We start from the raw sequence: 15300 nt of genomic DNA on the forward strand, positions 1-15300 counted from the left end.
TGACGGGCGATGAGGCGGAGCGTGCGTTAATTGCGGAAGGCGCCGGCGGGCATCGTCGTCACCAGCCGGATGTCGCGGCGGAAATCGGACGGCGACATGCCGGCGATGTGGCGGAAGGATTTGTTGAAGGCGCTGATCGAGCCGAAGCCGCTGTCCATCGCCACCTGCAGAACGTTGGCACCTTCGCTCATCAGCATCGCCTGGGCGCGCGACAGCCTGAGCAGCGTCACATATTTGCTGAGCGTCATGCCGGTCGATCGCTTGAAAAGGTTCATCGCATATTTCGGATGCAGATCGGCGGCGCGGGCGATATCGACCGAATCGATGTCCTGCAGAAAATTGGCGGCGATGAAATCACACATGCGCGCGACGCTGCGCGAGGAGTTGGGTTGCGGCTGATCGCCTTCCAGGCTGACGGCCGTTTTCGATGTCGTCATCGAATAGGGTTCGAGCGCGATGCGCTCGATGCGCAGCAGCAGTTCGTCGACTGCGTGCTGGGCCTTGGCGGAATCGCCAGACTTGGAATAGCGAGACCAGCGGGCGAAGTTCTCGTTGTCGGCGGCATCGGTTGCCGAAGTCAACAGCGTCTCGCCCTTCATTAGCCGGCTGGAAATGCTGATCGGCAGACGCAGCCGGAAGAAATAGATGAGCGGCAGATGGGCGCCGGCATAGAGCGAATCATCCGAGGATTCGTCCATCTGATGCGGCTGCCCGCCCCAGAACAGGCACATTTGACCGGCGCTCAGCCGGAATTCGTGGTCGCTCATCCGATAATGAACAGTGCCGCGCATGACGTAATTGACCTCGACCTGCGCATGCCAGTGCGGCATGGCCATGACGAGCGGATGGGCATGAAACATCTGCAGCGCCGTCGGCGAACCCTCGATGCTGCTTGCGCCGGGCTGATAGATTGCAGCCGTGCCGACCTTACTTTCCGCCAAATCCATATTCCCTTTTTAGGAGACAGCCGCTCCCTTGCGGATAGTCTAACCGCGTTCGTGAAAGATCGGCAATTGAAAAGGGAGGATTTTCAATGCGCTTCAAACTTCTCGCTGCGACCGCAGCTGTCGCACTGCTTGCTTCCGGCTCCGCCTTCGCTGAGTCGGCCAATCTCACAATCTGGAGCTGGAATGTCGCCGCATCGGCGTTGAAATCCACGCTGCCCGGTTTCAACAAACAATTCCCCGATATCAAGGTCACCGTCGAAGACCTTGGCAACAGCCAGGTTTTCGACAAGACGCTCGCGGCCTGCGCTGCCGGCGGCGACGGCTTGCCCGACATTGTCAGCATCGAGAATTTCGAGGCTGAAATCTTCTGGAGCCGTTTCCCCGATTGCTTCGCCAATCTGAAGGAGCTCGGCTACACGGCCGATATCCAGGCGAAGTTCCCCGACTTCAAGCGCACCGAACTTGAGGTCGGCGATGTCGCCTATGCCATGCCGTGGGATTCCGGCCCCGTCGCCGTTTTCTACCGCCGCGACATGTATGAAAAGGCCGGCGTCGATCCGAGCACGATCAGCACCTGGGACGATTTCATCGCGGCCGGCAAGAAGATTTCCGCCGCCAATCCCGGCGTCGTCATGGCGCAGGCGGATTTCAACGGCGACAGCGAATGGTTCCGCATGATCGCCAACGAACAGGGCTGCGGCTATTTCTCGACCGACGGCCAGAACATCACCATCAATCAGCCGGCCTGCGTCGCCGCGCTGCAAAAGGTGAAAGAGATGAAGGATGCGGGCACGCTGACGGCGGCCAACTGGGACGAGAAGATCCAGGCTAATACCGCCGGCAAGGCCGCAAGCCAGCTCTATGGCGGCTGGTATGAAGGCACCGTGCGCTCGACCTCGCCTGACCTCAAGGGCAAGTGGGGCGTTTACAGAATGCCGAGCCTGACGGCCGATGGTCCGCATGCCGCCAACCTCGGCGGTTCCTCGCTCGCCATTTCGGCGACTTCCGCAAACAAGGATGCCGCCTGGAAATTCGTCAATTACGCCCTCGGCACGAATGAAGGTCAGGTCACCATGCTGAAGGAATTCGGTCTGGTGCCGTCGCTGCTTTCTGCCGAAAAGGATTCTTTCGTCAACGAGGCGCAGCCCTATTGGGGCGGCCAGAAAGTCTGGGCCGACATCCTCGCGACACTGCCGAAGATCGTGCCGAGCCGCGGCACCGCCTTCCAGAGCGATGCCGAAGGCATCTTCAAGGCAACGCAGGCGAAATTCTTCGCGGGCGGCTACCCCGACGCGAAAGCGGCTCTCGACGATGCCGCCAAGCAGATCGCTTCCGCAACCGGACTTCCGATCGCGCAATGAATGACGATGCCGGGCGCTTCCCGCGCCCGGCTTTCTCCCGGCTTGCAACCGCCCGGTCATTCATTCGTTCGTGAGGAGGAGGCTCGATGCCGTTCAGAACCCGGAGCGCCTATGCGTTCCTCGCCCCCTATCTGCTTGTTTTCGCCACCTTCTGGGTCTGGCCGATCATCGACTCGTTCCTGATTTCCTTTCAGAACACGCGCATCAATCCGTGGAAATACAGTTTCCAGGCCAATTGGGGCCGGCTCTTCTACGACCCTGCCTTCTATAATGCTCTGTACAACACGCTGATCATCCTGGTGATCCAGGTGCCTGTAATGATCGCGCTGGCCACCGTCATGGCCGTACTGCTCAATTCGCCGCTCCTGAAAGCGCGCCCGCTTTTCCGTTTCGCCTTCTTTGCCCCCGTCGTCGTCGGTGAGGTTGCCTACGCGGCCGTGTTCCGGCTGATGTTCAGCCTCGATTTCGGCATCGTCAACAAGATGATCTCAGCGGTCGGCTTCAGCCCGATCTCCTGGTTCGACAACGCCAATGCCGCAATGGGCGTAATCATCCTCGCCGTCACATGGCGCTGGGCCGGCTATAACGCCATCATCATCCTGGCCGGCCTGCAGGCCATCCCCGACGATGTCTACGAGGCCGCGACGCTCGACCGGGTGAACAAGGCACAACAATTCTTCCACATCACCCTGCCGCTCTTAAAGCCGATCATCCTCTTCTGTGTGGTGCTCTCGGTGATCGGCACCATGCAGCTCTTTACCGAACCCTTCCTCATCACCAATCGCGGTGGTCCGGGCGGCGGCACGGAGACACTCGGCCTCTTCCTCTACCGCCAGGGTTTCACCTCGCTGAACTTCGGCTATGCCTCGGCGATCGCCTATACGATGGCCGCTCTCGCCGTGGTGATCTCCTTTTTCAATCTCTGGATCGGGAGGGACCCGAAATGAGATCCAAGTCGCAATCCCTTCTCATCCGTCAGATCGCGCTGCACGCCGCGCTGGCGCCGCTGGCGCTGATCTGGCTGTTTCCGCTGTGGATGATGTTCGTTTTCTCGACAATGCCCGACAACGGCATCTTCAATCCCGAGATCGTGCTGTGGCCATCGACCAACTTCGTCGAGAATTTCAAAAATCTGCAGGCCGATACCGATTTCGTTGGCGCAATGGTGATCTCCATCGGCGTGGCGCTTATCTATACCGTGCTCTCGGTGATGCTGACGTCGATGGCCGGCTGGGCGCTGGCACGTTACCGTTTTGTCGGCCGCTCCGTCGTCATCGCCATCATCCTCGGTACGATCACACTGCCGTTCTCCGTGGTCGTCATCCCGCAATTCATCATGGTGGCGCGCGAGTTCAAGCTGGCAAACACCTGGGTGGCACTGATCGTGCCGCCGCTCTTCAATTCCCTCGGCGTCTTATTCATGCGGCAGTCTTTCTCGATGATGCCGGGCGAGCTCTTCGACGCGGCCCGCGTCGAGGGCGTCAAGGAATGGCAGATCTTCCTGCGCATCGCCCTGCCGCTGGCGCGTCCGACCATGGCGGCATTGGCGATCATTCTCTTCCTGCATTCGTGGAACAATTACCTCTGGCCGCTGCTCATCAATTCCAGACCGGGGATGATGACGGCGCCGGTGGCATTGGGAACGCTGATCGGCCTCACCAAGGTGTCCTGGGGCGGCATCATGGCCGGCGCGGTGCTGCTGACGGCGCCGATCCTCGTCGTCTTCGTGGCGCTCCAGCGCCATTTCATCGCCGGCATCGCGGCCGGCGCAATCAAGTAATCGGGGAAGCCGAATGGCAGAGCTTTCATTGACCAACATCGTCAAACGCTTCGGCGGCTTCGAGATCATCCATGGCGCCAATCTGGAGGTGAAGGACGGCGAATTCGTCGTCTTCGTCGGCCCTTCCGGCTGTGGCAAGTCCACGCTGCTGAGGATGATCGCCGGTCTCGAGGATATTACATCGGGCGAGCTTCGGATCGGAGGCAAGGTCGTCAACGACGTCGAGCCGGCCGATCGCGGCATCGCCATGGTCTTCCAATCCTATGCGCTCTATCCGCATCTGACGGTCGAGGAGAATTTGAGCTTCGGCTTGCGCATGAACGGCAACCCGAAGTCCGATACCGAGCGGCGCGTGAGCCATGTCGCCGATATCCTGCAGATCACCGAACTGATGAAACGGCGGCCAAAACAGCTTTCCGGCGGTCAACGGCAGCGCGTCGCCATCGGGCGCGCCATCGTGCGCGAACCTGAGGTCTTCCTGTTCGACGAACCCCTATCGAACCTCGACGCAGAGCTGCGCGTGCAGATGCGTGTGGAAATATCAAGGCTGCACAAACAGCTCGGCACGACGATGATATACGTGACCCACGATCAGACGGAAGCGATGACGCTCGCCGACCGCATCGTCGTGCTGCGCGCCGGCAACATCGAGCAGATCGGCGCGCCGCTCGACCTCTATGACGATCCGGCCAACCAGTTCGTCGCCGGTTTCGTCGGCTCGCCGAAGATGAATTTCTTGAAAGCCGCGGTCGTCGAGGCGCAGCCGGGCAGGGCGGTGATCGCGCTGGAGAGCAATCCGGCGACGCGCCTGCCGCTGTCCGTCGCCGATCGCATCGAAACCGGTGCGAAAGTGACCCTCGGCATCCGGCCCGAACATTTCGTCGATGCAGGTGCCGGCGATACCGATCTTACCGTTGCCATAGATGTCGCCGAACACCTCGGCAATACCAGCTACATCTATGCCGCCGTCGGCGACGAACAGCTGATCATCGAGCGGCCGGAATCGCGCACATCAGGCAATCGCGAGACGCTGACCGTCGGCCTTCCCGCCAGCCGCACATTCCTTTTCGACGGCGCTGGCAAACGGCTCCGCTAAACCGCAATCCCAAGGCAGAAAGACGAAAGAGGTTTCCATGACTTCAGATCAACCGATCCGCTGGGGCATCATCGGCCCCGGCACCATCGCTCGCACCTTTGCCGATGGCGTTGCCCACTCGCGCACCGGCAAACTGGTCGCGATCGCCACCCGCAACCCTTCCAAGCTGGGACTTGCCGAAAACTTCCCGGGCGCCCGCATCGTCGATGGTTACGAGGCGCTGCTTTCCGACCCCGAAGTCGATGCGGTCTATATTTCCGTGCCCCATACCGGCCATGCCGAATGGGCGATCAAGGCGGCCCGCGCCGGCAAGCACATCCTGGTGGAAAAGCCGATCGCGCTTTCGGCCTATGATGCCGAAGCCGTTTATTACGAAGCCAAGAAAGCCGGCGTCTTTGCTGGCGAAGCTTTCATGTACCGGGTGCATCCGCAGACGGAAAAGCTGGTTCAGCTCATCAAGAGCGGCGTCATCGGCACGATCCGCATCATCCGTTCGAGCTTCGGCTTTAACATGGGCAGCTATAAGCCGGAGCATCGGCTTTTCGCCAATGATACCGCCGGCGGCGGCATTCTCGATGTCGGCGGCTATCCTGTTTCCATGGCGCGGTTGATCTCTGGCGCCGCGGAAGGCAAAGCCTTCCTCGAGCCGGAGAAGGTGTCGGGCGTCGCCCATCTCGGAGAGAGCGGCGTCGACGAATGGGCGTCGGCCGTGCTCAAGTTCCCGAACGAGATCATCGCCGAAGTCTCCTGCTCGATCATGGCTCAGCAGGACAATGTGCTGCGCATCATCGGCTCCGAAGGCCGGATCGAGGTCGCGGATTTCTGGTTCGCCTCCGGCCACAAGGGCGGCGTCGGCAAGATCGAGATCTTCAAGGGCGGCAAACAGGAGACGGTAGAGGTCAAGGAAGAGCGCTGGCTCTATTCCTTCGAAGCGGACGCGGCGGGCGATGCGATCCGGGCCGGCAGAACCGAGTTCAGTTCTCCAGGCATGAGCTGGGCCGATTCGATCGGAAACCTGCGCGTGCTCGACCAGTGGCGCGCCTCGGTCGGGCTCGAATATGGCGTCGAAAAAGCCGCCAAACGCACGGCCAATATATCAGGCGGCGCGGTCACGCGCGGCAACAGCATTCCGCAGCGACAGATTCCGGGCATCTCCAAGCCGGCTTCGGTCGTGACCCTCGGCTTCGAGTTCTTCCCGAACTTTGCCGCCGCCTCCCTGACGCTCGACGCCTTCTACGAAGCCGGCGGCAACGCCTTCGATACGGCTTTTGTCTATGGCGCCGGCAAGACGGAGGCGATCTTCGGGGACTGGCACACCAGCCGCAAGGTGCCGCGCGAGGAGATCGTGCTGATCGGCAAGGGCGCGCATTCGCCGCTCTGCTATCCCGACATGATTGCAAAGCAGCTCGACCAGTCGCTCGCCCGGCTGAAGACCGACTATGTCGACATCTATTTCATGCATCGCGACAATACCGACGTGCCTGTCGGCGAATTCGTCGATGCCATGGATGCCGAGGTCAAACGCGGCCGCATCCGCGGCATCTTCGGCGGCTCGAACTGGACGCGCGCACGTTTCGACGAGGCGATCGCCTATGCCGAAAAGACCGGCAAGAGGGCACCGGCAGCGCTCTCCAACAACTTCTCGCTTGCTGAGATGCTCGATCCGATCTGGGCCGGCTGCGTCGCCGCCTCCGACGACGACTGGAAGACGTGGCTTAACGACAAGCAGATCCCGAACTTCGCTTGGTCCAGCCAGGGCCGCGGCTTCTTCACCGACCGCGCTGGCCGCGACAAGCGGGACGATGAGGAGATCGTGCGGGTCTGGTATTCCGAGCGCAATTTCGGGCGCCGCGACCGCGCCATCGAGCTTGCCAACAAGCTCGGCCGCAACCCGATCCACATCGCGCTCGCCTATGTGATCGCCCAGCCTTTCCCGGTCATTCCATTGATCGGGCCGCGCACCATCGCCGAGCTGGAGGACAGCCTCTCGGCGCTCGACATCAAGCTGACACCCGATCAGGTGAAGTGGCTGGAAGGCTGATAAAACAGGGAAAGGGCGCGGTTCGAAGCCGCGCCCTTCGCATATTTATTTGCGCGTTTCGGACGCCTTTCTTCCGGCTGCGTCGTCCATCAGCTCGTACCACATGGCGTTGAGGACAGCGAAGGCGGCTGCCAGCGGCAGGCCGAGAATCCATGCGAAATACCACATCGTTTCGTCTCCCTCAGTAAGCGTGACTGTTCTTGTCTGTGATCGATTTCTCGTCGACCTTGCCCCACAAAACCCTATAGACCCAGGCGGTGTAGGCAAAGATGATCGGCAGGAATATCGCCGATACCACGAGCATGATGAACAGCGTCATGTGGCTGGAGGATGCATCCCAAACCGTCAGGCTCGAGCGCGGATCGAGGGAGGAGGGCAGGATGAACGGGAACATCGACAGGCCGACCGTTGAGATGATCCCCAGTATCGCGATCTTACTGAAAAGCAGTGTCATCACCTCGCGCCTTGCCCGCATGGCGATGAAGGCCAATGCCGCACCGGCAAAGCCGAGGACGGGCGCGACGATCATCCATGAATGGGCGGTGTAGTTGGCAAGCCATGCGCCGTTCTCAGGCACCACCGTCTTCAGCAACGGATTGGAAGGCCCGATCGGGCTGATATCGCTGCTGATGCGATAGCCACTGACGCCGACCCATAGGAAGAGCCCGCCGAGGGCAAATAGCACGATGGCCGCCAGGGCGGCGATGCTGCCATAACTCCTGGCGCGTTCCGCAACCGGCCCGCTCGCCTTCAACACCAGCCAGGCCGCGCCGTGCATCGTCAGCATGGCGACGGAGAGCAGGCCGCAGAGCAAAGCATAGGGGTTGAGCAGGGCAAAGAACGAGCCTTCGTAGAAGATCCGCATATCGTCGGCAAAGCGGAAGGGCACGCCCTGCAGCACATTGCCGACGGCAACGCCGAAGATCAGCGCCGGCACGAAGCCGCCGATGAAGAGCGCCCAGTCCCAGCCGTAGCGCCAGCGGACACTTTCCCGCTTCGACCGGTATTTGAAACCGACCGGACGCAGGATGAGTGCGAAGAGGATCGCAAACATTGCGAGATAAAAGCCCGAGAAGGAGACTGCATAAAGCGGCGGCCAGGCGGCGAAGATGGCGCCGCCGCCGAGAATCAACCAGACTTGGTTGCCTTCCCAGGTTGCGCCGATGGTGTTGATTGCCAGGCGCCGCTCCGTATCGGTCCTGGCGACGAAGGGCAGGAGCGTGCCGACGCCGAGGTCGAAGCCGCCGGTCGTCGCAAAGGCGATCAGCAAGACGCCGAGCAGCAGCCACCAGATGACGCGCAGGGTTTCATAATCGAGGAGTTCGTGAAGGATCATGACAGGTCACTCCGCGGCCGGGACGAGGGTTTCGGAAATCAGCACGGCTTGCGGCGCGTCGTCCGGTTCCGGTCCCTGGCGGATCGCCTTGATCATCAGACTCATCTCGATGACGATCAGAACCGTGTAGAGCGCGGCAAAACCGATGATCGTCAGAAGCACGGTGCCGGCGCCGAGGCTGGAGACGGCTGCCGCCGTCGGCAGCACGCCTTCGATCACCCAGGGCTGGCGGCCGAATTCGGCGACGACCCAGCCGAGCTCGATGGCGACCCAGGGAAGCGGGATCGCCAGCACGGCAATCCGCAGCAGCAGCGGATATTTGTCGAGATGGCGCCGCGCCGATAGCCAGAAGAAGGTTGATGTCAGCAGGATGAAGAAGATGCCGAGCCCAACCATGATGCGGAAGGACCAGAAGAGGGTCGGCACATGCGGGATCGTATCACGCGCCGCCTGAACGATCTGCGCGTCGGTCGCCTGGCGGGGATCGTCGACATAACGCTTCAGCAGAAGGGCATAACCGAGATCATGGCCGAGATCCTCGAAGGAGGTGTGCACTTCCTGCGCAACCTGATCCTGCGTCGGCGCTGCGCGGATCTGCATAAGCGCATCGTAAGCTCTGATGCCGCCGCGGATGCGGGCTTCGGCTTGCTGTTCGAGCTTATCGATTCCGGGTATTTCCGTCGTCAGCGATCGTGTGCCGATCAAGCCCATGACCCAGGGGATATGCACGGCGAAATGTGTTTCGCGCGCTTCCTGATCCGGAAAGCCGAAGGCGGTGAAGGCGGCCGGAGCCGGCTCCGTCTTCCACATGCCTTCGATCGCGGCGAGCTTCATCTTCTGGTTTTCGGTTGCCAGATAACCGCTCTCGTCACCCAACACGACGACGGACAGCGCCGAGGCAAGACCGAAGGAGGCGGCGACCGTCATCGAACGCTTGGCAAGCTCGATATGCCGGCCCTTCAGCACATACCAGGCCGAGACGCCGAGCACGAAGATCGAAGCGCAGACGTAGCCTGCCGACACGGTATGAACGAATTTCGCCTGGGCGACCGGGTTGAAGACGACGTCGAAGAAGCTTGTGATCTCCATGCGCATCGTCTGCGGATTGAGTGCCGATCCCACCGGGTTCTGCATCCAGCCATTGGCTATGAGAATCCAAAGGGCGGAAAAATTCGAGCCGAGCGCCACAGCCCAGGTGGCGACGAGATGGCCGACCTTCGACAGCTTGTCCCAGCCGAAGAAGAACAGCCCGACGAAGGTGGCCTCCAGGAAGAAGGCCATCAAGCCTTCGATCGCCAGCGGCGCGCCGAAGATGTCGCCGACATAATAGCTGTAATAGCTCCAGTTCATGCCGAACTGGAATTCCATGACGATGCCGGTGGCGACGCCGAGCACGAAATTGATGCCGAACAGCGTGCCCCAGAATTTTGTCATCTGCCGCCAGATCTGGCGGCCGGTCATCACATAGACGGTTTCCATGATCGCCAGGAGCACGGACAGGCCGAGCGTCAGCGGCACGAACAGGAAGTGGTAAAGCGCCGTCAGCGCAAATTGGAAGCGCGAAAGTGCTACGATATCTAGTTCCATTGTCTTTCTCCCACGGTCCCACGGGGTACGGAGCGTTCCTCAGCGCCGGCCGGCGGGTGAGGGCATGCGGGTCTTGCTCAGTCCGATCGAAGCCGGTCGAGCGCCTTTTCGAACGCCGCCTCCCCACGGCGCGAAACTTCCGAAATACGGCCGCCCTCGATGACGGCGATGCGGTCGGCAACCGCAGCCTCGCGGCGGATATGCGTGGCGATCACCAGCGAGCGGCCTGCCGCCATTAACGACAGCTGTGAGAGCACATCGCGAGCGGTGGCGCCGTCGAGGCCTTCGGTCGGCTCGTCGAGCAGCCAGAGCGGCGTGTCGCGCAGGAACAGCCGGGCAAGCGCCAGCCGGCGCGACTGGCCGCCCGAAAGTCCGAGCCCACACTCGCCGAGCCTTGTGTCGATCCCCTTTGGCATGGCCTCGATATCGGCAAGCAGGCCGGCGGCGGCGAGCGCTTCGCGAAGGCGGTCCTCGCTCGCATCCGGGTTCGCAAGAAGAAGGTTGCCGCGCAGGCTATCCTCGAAGAGTTCCGTCCGTTGCGTCAGCAAGGTCGCCCTCATCGCGGCGACGCTTCCTGCGCTTGCCGGCAACTCGCGGGAAAGCAGAGCGAGCACGCTCGACTTGCCGGCGCCGCTGCTGCCGATGACGGCAAGGCGTTCGCCCTGCTTGAGCACCAGGTCGATGTCCTCCAGCGCCGGCACGGCGGAATTCTCATGGAAGGCGGACACGCCAGCCAGAGAAAAGGCGTGTCCCGGCAGCGGCGTCGCTGGCGGTTGGGTCTCATCAGCGACGGCAAGCCGCGGTGCGATCCGCTTTGCGGCCAGCAGCGTTCGGCCGAGTTCCAGAGCCCCGCGGCGGAGCGCCGCGAAGGGTTCGACCGCCGCGAAGGCGACGAGCAGGCCGAGGGCTGCGACCGGCGCGCTAATCGCTTTCGTTTCCGCAAGCGCGGCCACCGTGAGCAGCGATGCCGTCAGCAGGAGCGTGGAGACGAGGCCGAAACCGAATGTCAGACCGGTTTCGACACGGTTCAACCGATCATCGGCTTGAGCCGCGTAACTGTCGGCATCCGCGATGGCGCTCCTCTGCGCCTTGAGCCGGCCGGCCATCAGCAGGTCGGTCTGGCCGGCGACGAGATCGATCGTCCGTGACCGCAGCGCCTCGATGCCATGGGCACGCCTGCGGGCGGGTTTGCGCGCAACGCGGCCCGCGATCAATGGCAGGCCAAGGCCGGCTCCGGCGAGAAAGAGGCCGAAACACAGGCCGAACGGGGGATGCATCAGGCCCAGCACCACGCTCGCAGTCAGTGTTGCGCCGATCGCGACAGCAGCCGGCACGAGAATTCGGAGATAGAGGGAATCAAGCGCATCGATATCGCCCGTCAGCCGGAACAGCAGTCTCGCCGGACGGTGCGCCAGAGCACGGGCAGCACCCGGTTCGGCAAAGCCGCGAAACAGTCTTTCGCGCAGCGCGGCAAGCACGCCGAGTGTTGCATCATGGGTCGCAAGCCTCTCGCCGTAGCGTGCCGCCGTCCTGACGACGGCGAGCAGGCGGATGCCGGCGGCCGGTGCGAAAACGTCGAAGGTCATGGCGGCCGCGGCCGATAGCCCGGCAAGGGAAGTGGCGGTGATGAACCAGCCGGAGAGTCCGAGCAGCGCGACCCCTGCCGTCACCGTTGCCGCCGAAAGCACGGCGCCGACAAACAACGCGCGTCGACCTTCGGCCAAGAACAGACGAAGGATCGGCTTGATGTCTGCAACAAAGAAGCTCATTCAGCCGCCTCCCTCATGGCGAAATCCGCATCGATGCGGATGGCGCGGTGCATGCGGGCGGCGAGCAGCGGATCATGTGTCGCGACGATGAGGGTACGACCCCGCGCCAGCGCGAGCAAGGTCTCGGTCACATCAGCCGCCGTGTCCGCGTCGAGATGCGCGGTCGGCTCGTCGGCCAGAATGATCTTCAGATCAGGATTGCAAGCAGCGCGTGCGATCGCAAGCCGCAGCGCCTCGCCGCCGGAAAGACCGATCCCGCCTTCGCCGAGCGGCTGGCCCCCATAAGCGTCGGCAACCTTTCCGAGGCTGGCGGCGGCAAGCGCGTCCGCCACGTCGCCGCGCGAGATACCAGGCCTGCCGAGTGCGATATTGCCTGCGATGGTACCGGCAAAGATATGCGGCTTTTGGCCGATCCAAGCCATCGCGCCCCGCAGCGTGGCGACGGTGTCATCCCCAAGCTCGATGCCACCGATGACGATGCGGCCACCGACGCAGGGCGCCAGTCCCGCTATCAGCGAAAGAAGCGTTGACTTGCCGGAGCCGCTGGCACCAAGCAGCGCCAGATGTTCGCCGGCGGCGATATCGAGGTTGAAGCGGTCGAGGATCAGCGGCTCGTCGGCGCCGTAACCAAAGGCGAGATTTTCAAGTCGGATGCCGGGCGCCTCGGTGCTGGCGAGAGCCGCCGGTTCGGCCAATCCTCGAATGGACAGACCTTCGGCGGCAAGCGCGTCCAGGCCTTTCAGCGCCGCTTCCCCCGCCGCCCGGTCGTGCCAGACGGCCGAGAGTTCGCGCAGCGGCTCGAAGAAGGCCGGCGCCAGCAGCAGCATGAACAGTCCCTCTGTCAGGTCAAGCCGTCCTGTCCAAGTGCCGAAACGGATTTCGCCGAGCAGGCTGAAGCCGACATAGACGGCAACCATAGCCACGCCGAGCGCTGCCAAAAGCTCGAGCACGGCCGAGGACAGAAAGGCGATCTTCAGCACGGACATAGTGCGCGCACGCAGCGATTCCGCCTCGCGACGCAGCCGCAGGGCCGTTGTATCGACCGCATCCAGAGCACGGATCGTCGTCAGTCCGCGCAGGCGGTCGAGTAGGAAGCCGTTGAGATCGCCGGTCGCCACAAGCTGCTTTTCGCTGGCCGCCTGGGCGCGCCAACCGATCAGCGCCATGAAGATCGGAATCAGCGGCGCGGCAAACAGCAGGACCAGCGCGGCGATCCAGGAGACGGCGAGGATAAAGACAAGGATGACGAGCGGCACAAGGCTCGCTTTCACCCGCGCCGGCTGGAAACGGGCGAGATAGGGCACGATGAGCTCAGCCTGTTCGCCGATGACACTCGCGGCTTTGCCGGATGCCGGCCGGCCGCGGTCGACCGGCGACGCCAAGGAGAGGGAAGCGGCCGCCGCCTGCCGCTTTCGGCTGAGTTCGCTCCGCGCGGCGCGGAAGGCCAGGCGCCCCCCAGCCGCGTCGAGACAGCTTCTTACCAATCCGAGAACGAGAATGCCAAAGGCCGGCCAGAGAACGTCATGCTGCCCGCCGCCGCCGGCGAGACGGCCAACCGAGACGGCCAGCAGCGCAGCCTGCGGGATCCAGATGACAGCGGCCAGCGCCTGCAGCATCGCCGCATTGCGCAGCCGGCCTTTGCCCGCATCGGCGCGTGGTGTCGCGACCTTTCCAGCCCGCGGCCGTCCATCCGCTTCGTTTGTCGCGTCGAAGAAAGCAGTGCCCATGCCGCTAACTCTTGTTCGCAGGATTCGGCCGGCGGCTGCGGCCGAGCGAGATGACTCGGTCCTTGGCCTCCAGAAGCTTTGTCACTTTCGCGCCCAGCGAGAGTAGCGTCGCGAGCCTTTCCGTTTCAAGTTGTTTTACGTCTTCATACCAATGCGTCAGCTGTTCGATCAGCGTATGCATCTCGCCCATGCGTTCCTGCGCATAGCGCTCGGTTTCGCTTGCCGGGCGCTGCATCAGGATTTCGCGCAAAACCGACAGCGTCGGGTCGACCTCCCGTTTCTTCCGCTCCTCGGCAAGCGTCCTCAATATCTGCCAGACATCATCGGGTGTGGTGAAGAAATCGCGGCGATCATCCGGCTTGTGTTTGAGAAGGACGAGATTCCAGGCCTGCAGCTCGCGCAGGCTCATCGACACATTGGAGCGCGAGATGCTGAGGGAATCGGCGATCTCCTCGGCGCAGAGCGAGGCGGGAGAGACGAATAGCAGGGCGTAGATCTGACCGACTGTGCGATTGATCCCCCAGCGCGATCCCATTTCCCCGAAATGGAGAACAAAGGACTGAACGAGAGGCGGAAGGTTCATGTCAATTTCCGTTGAGTCTGTGATTTCAGAAATTTCTGAAATCACTATACAGAGCTTTACCTCCCGCCGACAATCAGCAAGAGGTGCCTGCGTCAATTTGGATATTGTCAATTCACGCGTGGTATTGACCGCAGCGGATTACGCGGCGCAACTCCGCGGTTCGTCAGCGCAATAATGCGAAAACTATGTCCGGCATTGCATCGCGCATGCCGAGCGTAATTGTCCGAGCGAGGTGCGTCAGCTGCGTATCGGCTTCTTGCCGAAATGCGGACAGATCAGATCAGACCGGCCAGGATGCCCAGTCCCGAGATGGCGGCAAGGCCGCCGGCCGCCCGCGTGACGAAAACGCCCTGGCGTTCGCCGGCGCGGCCGATCACGCAGCCAAGCGCGAGGCCGGCGCCATGCAGCAGTCCGGTTGCCATCATGAAGCCGGCAGCATAGGCGGCGCCGGCAGCGTCGTCCGGCATTTCGGCGCCGTGCGCATGGCCATGAAAGATGGCGAAGAGACCCGCCATGCCGAGCGCCGTAGCCAGCGGCGCCCTGACATTGATTGCAATCATGCCCCCCAGAACGACGACGGAAAGCGCAATGCCTGTCTCAACGAAGGGAAGATCAACGCCGGCAACGCCGAGAGCACCGCCAAATGCCATCATCAGGACGAAGGTCAACGGCAAGAGCCAGATGGCGCGACCGCCGAGCTGGAAAGCAACCACACCGACCATCACCATGGCAAGGACATGATCGAGGCCGGAGATCGGATGAGCAAAGCCGTGGCTGAAGCCGGCAGCGTCGCCGACGGCAGGATGGGCGGAAGCGACAGCCGGTAGCGCTGCGGCAGCCAAGGCAAGCAGGCCGCTCTTAAGTACTGACTTCATGGTTCGTTTCCTTTGCAATTCTTCGACTTCCTGCCGGGATGCCTCAAGCTAATTCAGGCAGTTCGGACCGTCAACAGAAAAGCCACGAATAGCCAGAGAATTCAATTGCTTATCTGATAGGCAAATGCCGCTTTCCATTGCTTCGGCCACTCATGATCAGCACCGGTGCGCGGTTCGCTCTGCAATTTCTCGTCCACC

Annotated in this window: 13 protein-coding genes; 5 read left to right on the forward strand and 8 right to left on the reverse strand. The window is 62.2% G+C overall.

Features of this window, described 5'->3' with window-relative positions:
• Positions 1 to 26: 26 nt before the first annotated feature.
• Positions 27 to 947 (reverse strand): helix-turn-helix domain-containing protein, encoded by a 921-nt coding sequence (locus HJC00_RS23170; RefSeq protein ID WP_210633642.1) that lies wholly within the window; start codon positions 945 to 947, stop codon positions 27 to 29.
• Positions 948 to 1033: 86 nt separating this feature from the next.
• Between HJC00_RS23170 and HJC00_RS23175 the strand changes: the two genes are divergently transcribed.
• The 5 genes from HJC00_RS23175 (at position 1034) to HJC00_RS23195 (ending at position 7225) form a co-directional block, all read left to right on the forward strand.
• Positions 1034 to 2308, forward strand: a complete 1275-nt coding sequence (locus tag HJC00_RS23175; protein WP_221156011.1) for an extracellular solute-binding protein — start codon at positions 1034 to 1036, stop codon at positions 2306 to 2308.
• 86 nt (positions 2309 to 2394) lie between these two features.
• Positions 2395 to 3255, forward strand: coding sequence for a carbohydrate ABC transporter permease (locus tag HJC00_RS23180; RefSeq protein WP_221147532.1), 861 nt, complete (start codon positions 2395 to 2397; stop codon positions 3253 to 3255).
• Positions 3252 to 4088 (forward strand): carbohydrate ABC transporter permease, encoded by an 837-nt coding sequence (locus HJC00_RS23185; protein ID WP_064806618.1) that lies wholly within the window; start codon positions 3252 to 3254, stop codon positions 4086 to 4088. Before HJC00_RS23180 ends, HJC00_RS23185 begins: the two co-directional genes overlap by 4 nt.
• A 13-nt stretch (positions 4089 to 4101) precedes the next feature.
• Positions 4102 to 5184 (forward strand): ABC transporter ATP-binding protein, encoded by a 1083-nt coding sequence (locus HJC00_RS23190; protein WP_210633636.1) that lies wholly within the window; start codon positions 4102 to 4104, stop codon positions 5182 to 5184.
• Positions 5185 to 5221: 37 nt separating this feature from the next.
• Entirely contained in the window at positions 5222 to 7225 is a 2004-nt protein-coding gene (locus HJC00_RS23195; protein ID WP_221147531.1) for an aldo/keto reductase, read from the forward strand.
• Positions 7226 to 7270: 45 nt separating this feature from the next.
• Here HJC00_RS23195 and cydX read toward each other — a convergent pair whose 3' ends face one another.
• From cydX to HJC00_RS23230, 7 genes are all read right to left on the reverse strand, one after another.
• Positions 7271 to 7393 carry a cytochrome bd-I oxidase subunit CydX gene (cydX, locus tag HJC00_RS23200; protein ID WP_210633633.1) on the reverse strand — a complete coding sequence of 41 codons (123 nt, stop codon included), beginning with the start codon at positions 7391 to 7393 and terminating at the stop codon, positions 7271 to 7273.
• Between the two features lie 13 nt (positions 7394 to 7406).
• Positions 7407 to 8561 carry a cytochrome d ubiquinol oxidase subunit II gene (gene cydB, locus HJC00_RS23205; RefSeq protein ID WP_210633631.1) on the reverse strand — a complete coding sequence of 385 codons (1155 nt, stop codon included), beginning with the start codon at positions 8559 to 8561 and terminating at the stop codon, positions 7407 to 7409.
• Between the two features lie 6 nt (positions 8562 to 8567).
• The gene (locus tag HJC00_RS23210) at positions 8568 to 10148 is read right to left on the reverse strand and encodes a cytochrome ubiquinol oxidase subunit I (RefSeq protein WP_221164659.1); all 1581 of its coding nucleotides are present in this window, start codon (positions 10146 to 10148) and stop codon (positions 8568 to 8570) included.
• A gap of 77 nt (positions 10149 to 10225) precedes the next feature.
• Complete coding sequence (locus tag HJC00_RS23215; RefSeq protein ID WP_221164660.1) at positions 10226 to 11917, reverse strand: amino acid ABC transporter ATP-binding/permease protein; 1692 nt, start codon at positions 11915 to 11917, stop codon at positions 10226 to 10228.
• Positions 11914 to 13644 (reverse strand): thiol reductant ABC exporter subunit CydD, encoded by a 1731-nt coding sequence (gene cydD, locus HJC00_RS23220; RefSeq protein WP_221164661.1) that lies wholly within the window; start codon positions 13642 to 13644, stop codon positions 11914 to 11916. Before cydD ends, HJC00_RS23215 begins: the two co-directional genes overlap by 4 nt.
• Before the next feature lie 4 nt (positions 13645 to 13648).
• Entirely contained in the window at positions 13649 to 14227 is a 579-nt protein-coding gene (locus HJC00_RS23225) for a GbsR/MarR family transcriptional regulator (RefSeq protein ID WP_210633624.1), read from the reverse strand.
• A gap of 275 nt (positions 14228 to 14502) precedes the next feature.
• Positions 14503 to 15102 (reverse strand): HupE/UreJ family protein, encoded by a 600-nt coding sequence (locus HJC00_RS23230; protein ID WP_210633622.1) that lies wholly within the window; start codon positions 15100 to 15102, stop codon positions 14503 to 14505.
• Positions 15103 to 15300: the final 198 nt, after the last annotated feature.

Source organism: Rhizobium sp. NLR22b (genome assembly GCF_019685295.1).
Classification (GTDB): domain Bacteria; phylum Pseudomonadota; class Alphaproteobacteria; order Rhizobiales; family Rhizobiaceae; genus Rhizobium.

What these genes read in the sequence shown, in the direction of transcription:
- HJC00_RS23170 (WP_210633642.1), bottom strand. Translation starts at nt 947, where the DNA reads ATGGATTTGGCGGAAAGTAAGGTCGGCACGGCTGCAATCTATCAGCCC.
- HJC00_RS23175 (WP_221156011.1), top strand. Translation starts at nt 1,034, where the DNA reads ATGCGCTTCAAACTTCTCGCTGCGACCGCAGCTGTCGCACTGCTTGCT.
- HJC00_RS23180 (WP_221147532.1), top strand. Translation starts at nt 2,395, where the DNA reads ATGCCGTTCAGAACCCGGAGCGCCTATGCGTTCCTCGCCCCCTATCTG.
- HJC00_RS23185 (WP_064806618.1), top strand. Translation starts at nt 3,252, where the DNA reads ATGAGATCCAAGTCGCAATCCCTTCTCATCCGTCAGATCGCGCTGCAC.
- HJC00_RS23190 (WP_210633636.1), top strand. Translation starts at nt 4,102, where the DNA reads ATGGCAGAGCTTTCATTGACCAACATCGTCAAACGCTTCGGCGGCTTC.
- HJC00_RS23195 (WP_221147531.1), top strand. Translation starts at nt 5,222, where the DNA reads ATGACTTCAGATCAACCGATCCGCTGGGGCATCATCGGCCCCGGCACC.
- cydX (WP_210633633.1), bottom strand. Translation starts at nt 7,393, where the DNA reads ATGTGGTATTTCGCATGGATTCTCGGCCTGCCGCTGGCAGCCGCCTTC.
- cydB (WP_210633631.1), bottom strand. Translation starts at nt 8,561, where the DNA reads ATGATCCTTCACGAACTCCTCGATTATGAAACCCTGCGCGTCATCTGG.
- HJC00_RS23210 (WP_221164659.1), bottom strand. Translation starts at nt 10,148, where the DNA reads ATGGAACTAGATATCGTAGCACTTTCGCGCTTCCAATTTGCGCTGACG.
- HJC00_RS23215 (WP_221164660.1), bottom strand. Translation starts at nt 11,917, where the DNA reads ATGAGCTTCTTTGTTGCAGACATCAAGCCGATCCTTCGTCTGTTCTTG.
- cydD (WP_221164661.1), bottom strand. Translation starts at nt 13,644, where the DNA reads ATGGGCACTGCTTTCTTCGACGCGACAAACGAAGCGGATGGACGGCCG.
- HJC00_RS23225 (WP_210633624.1), bottom strand. Translation starts at nt 14,227, where the DNA reads ATGAACCTTCCGCCTCTCGTTCAGTCCTTTGTTCTCCATTTCGGGGAA.
- HJC00_RS23230 (WP_210633622.1), bottom strand. Translation starts at nt 15,102, where the DNA reads ATGAAGTCAGTACTTAAGAGCGGCCTGCTTGCCTTGGCTGCCGCAGCG.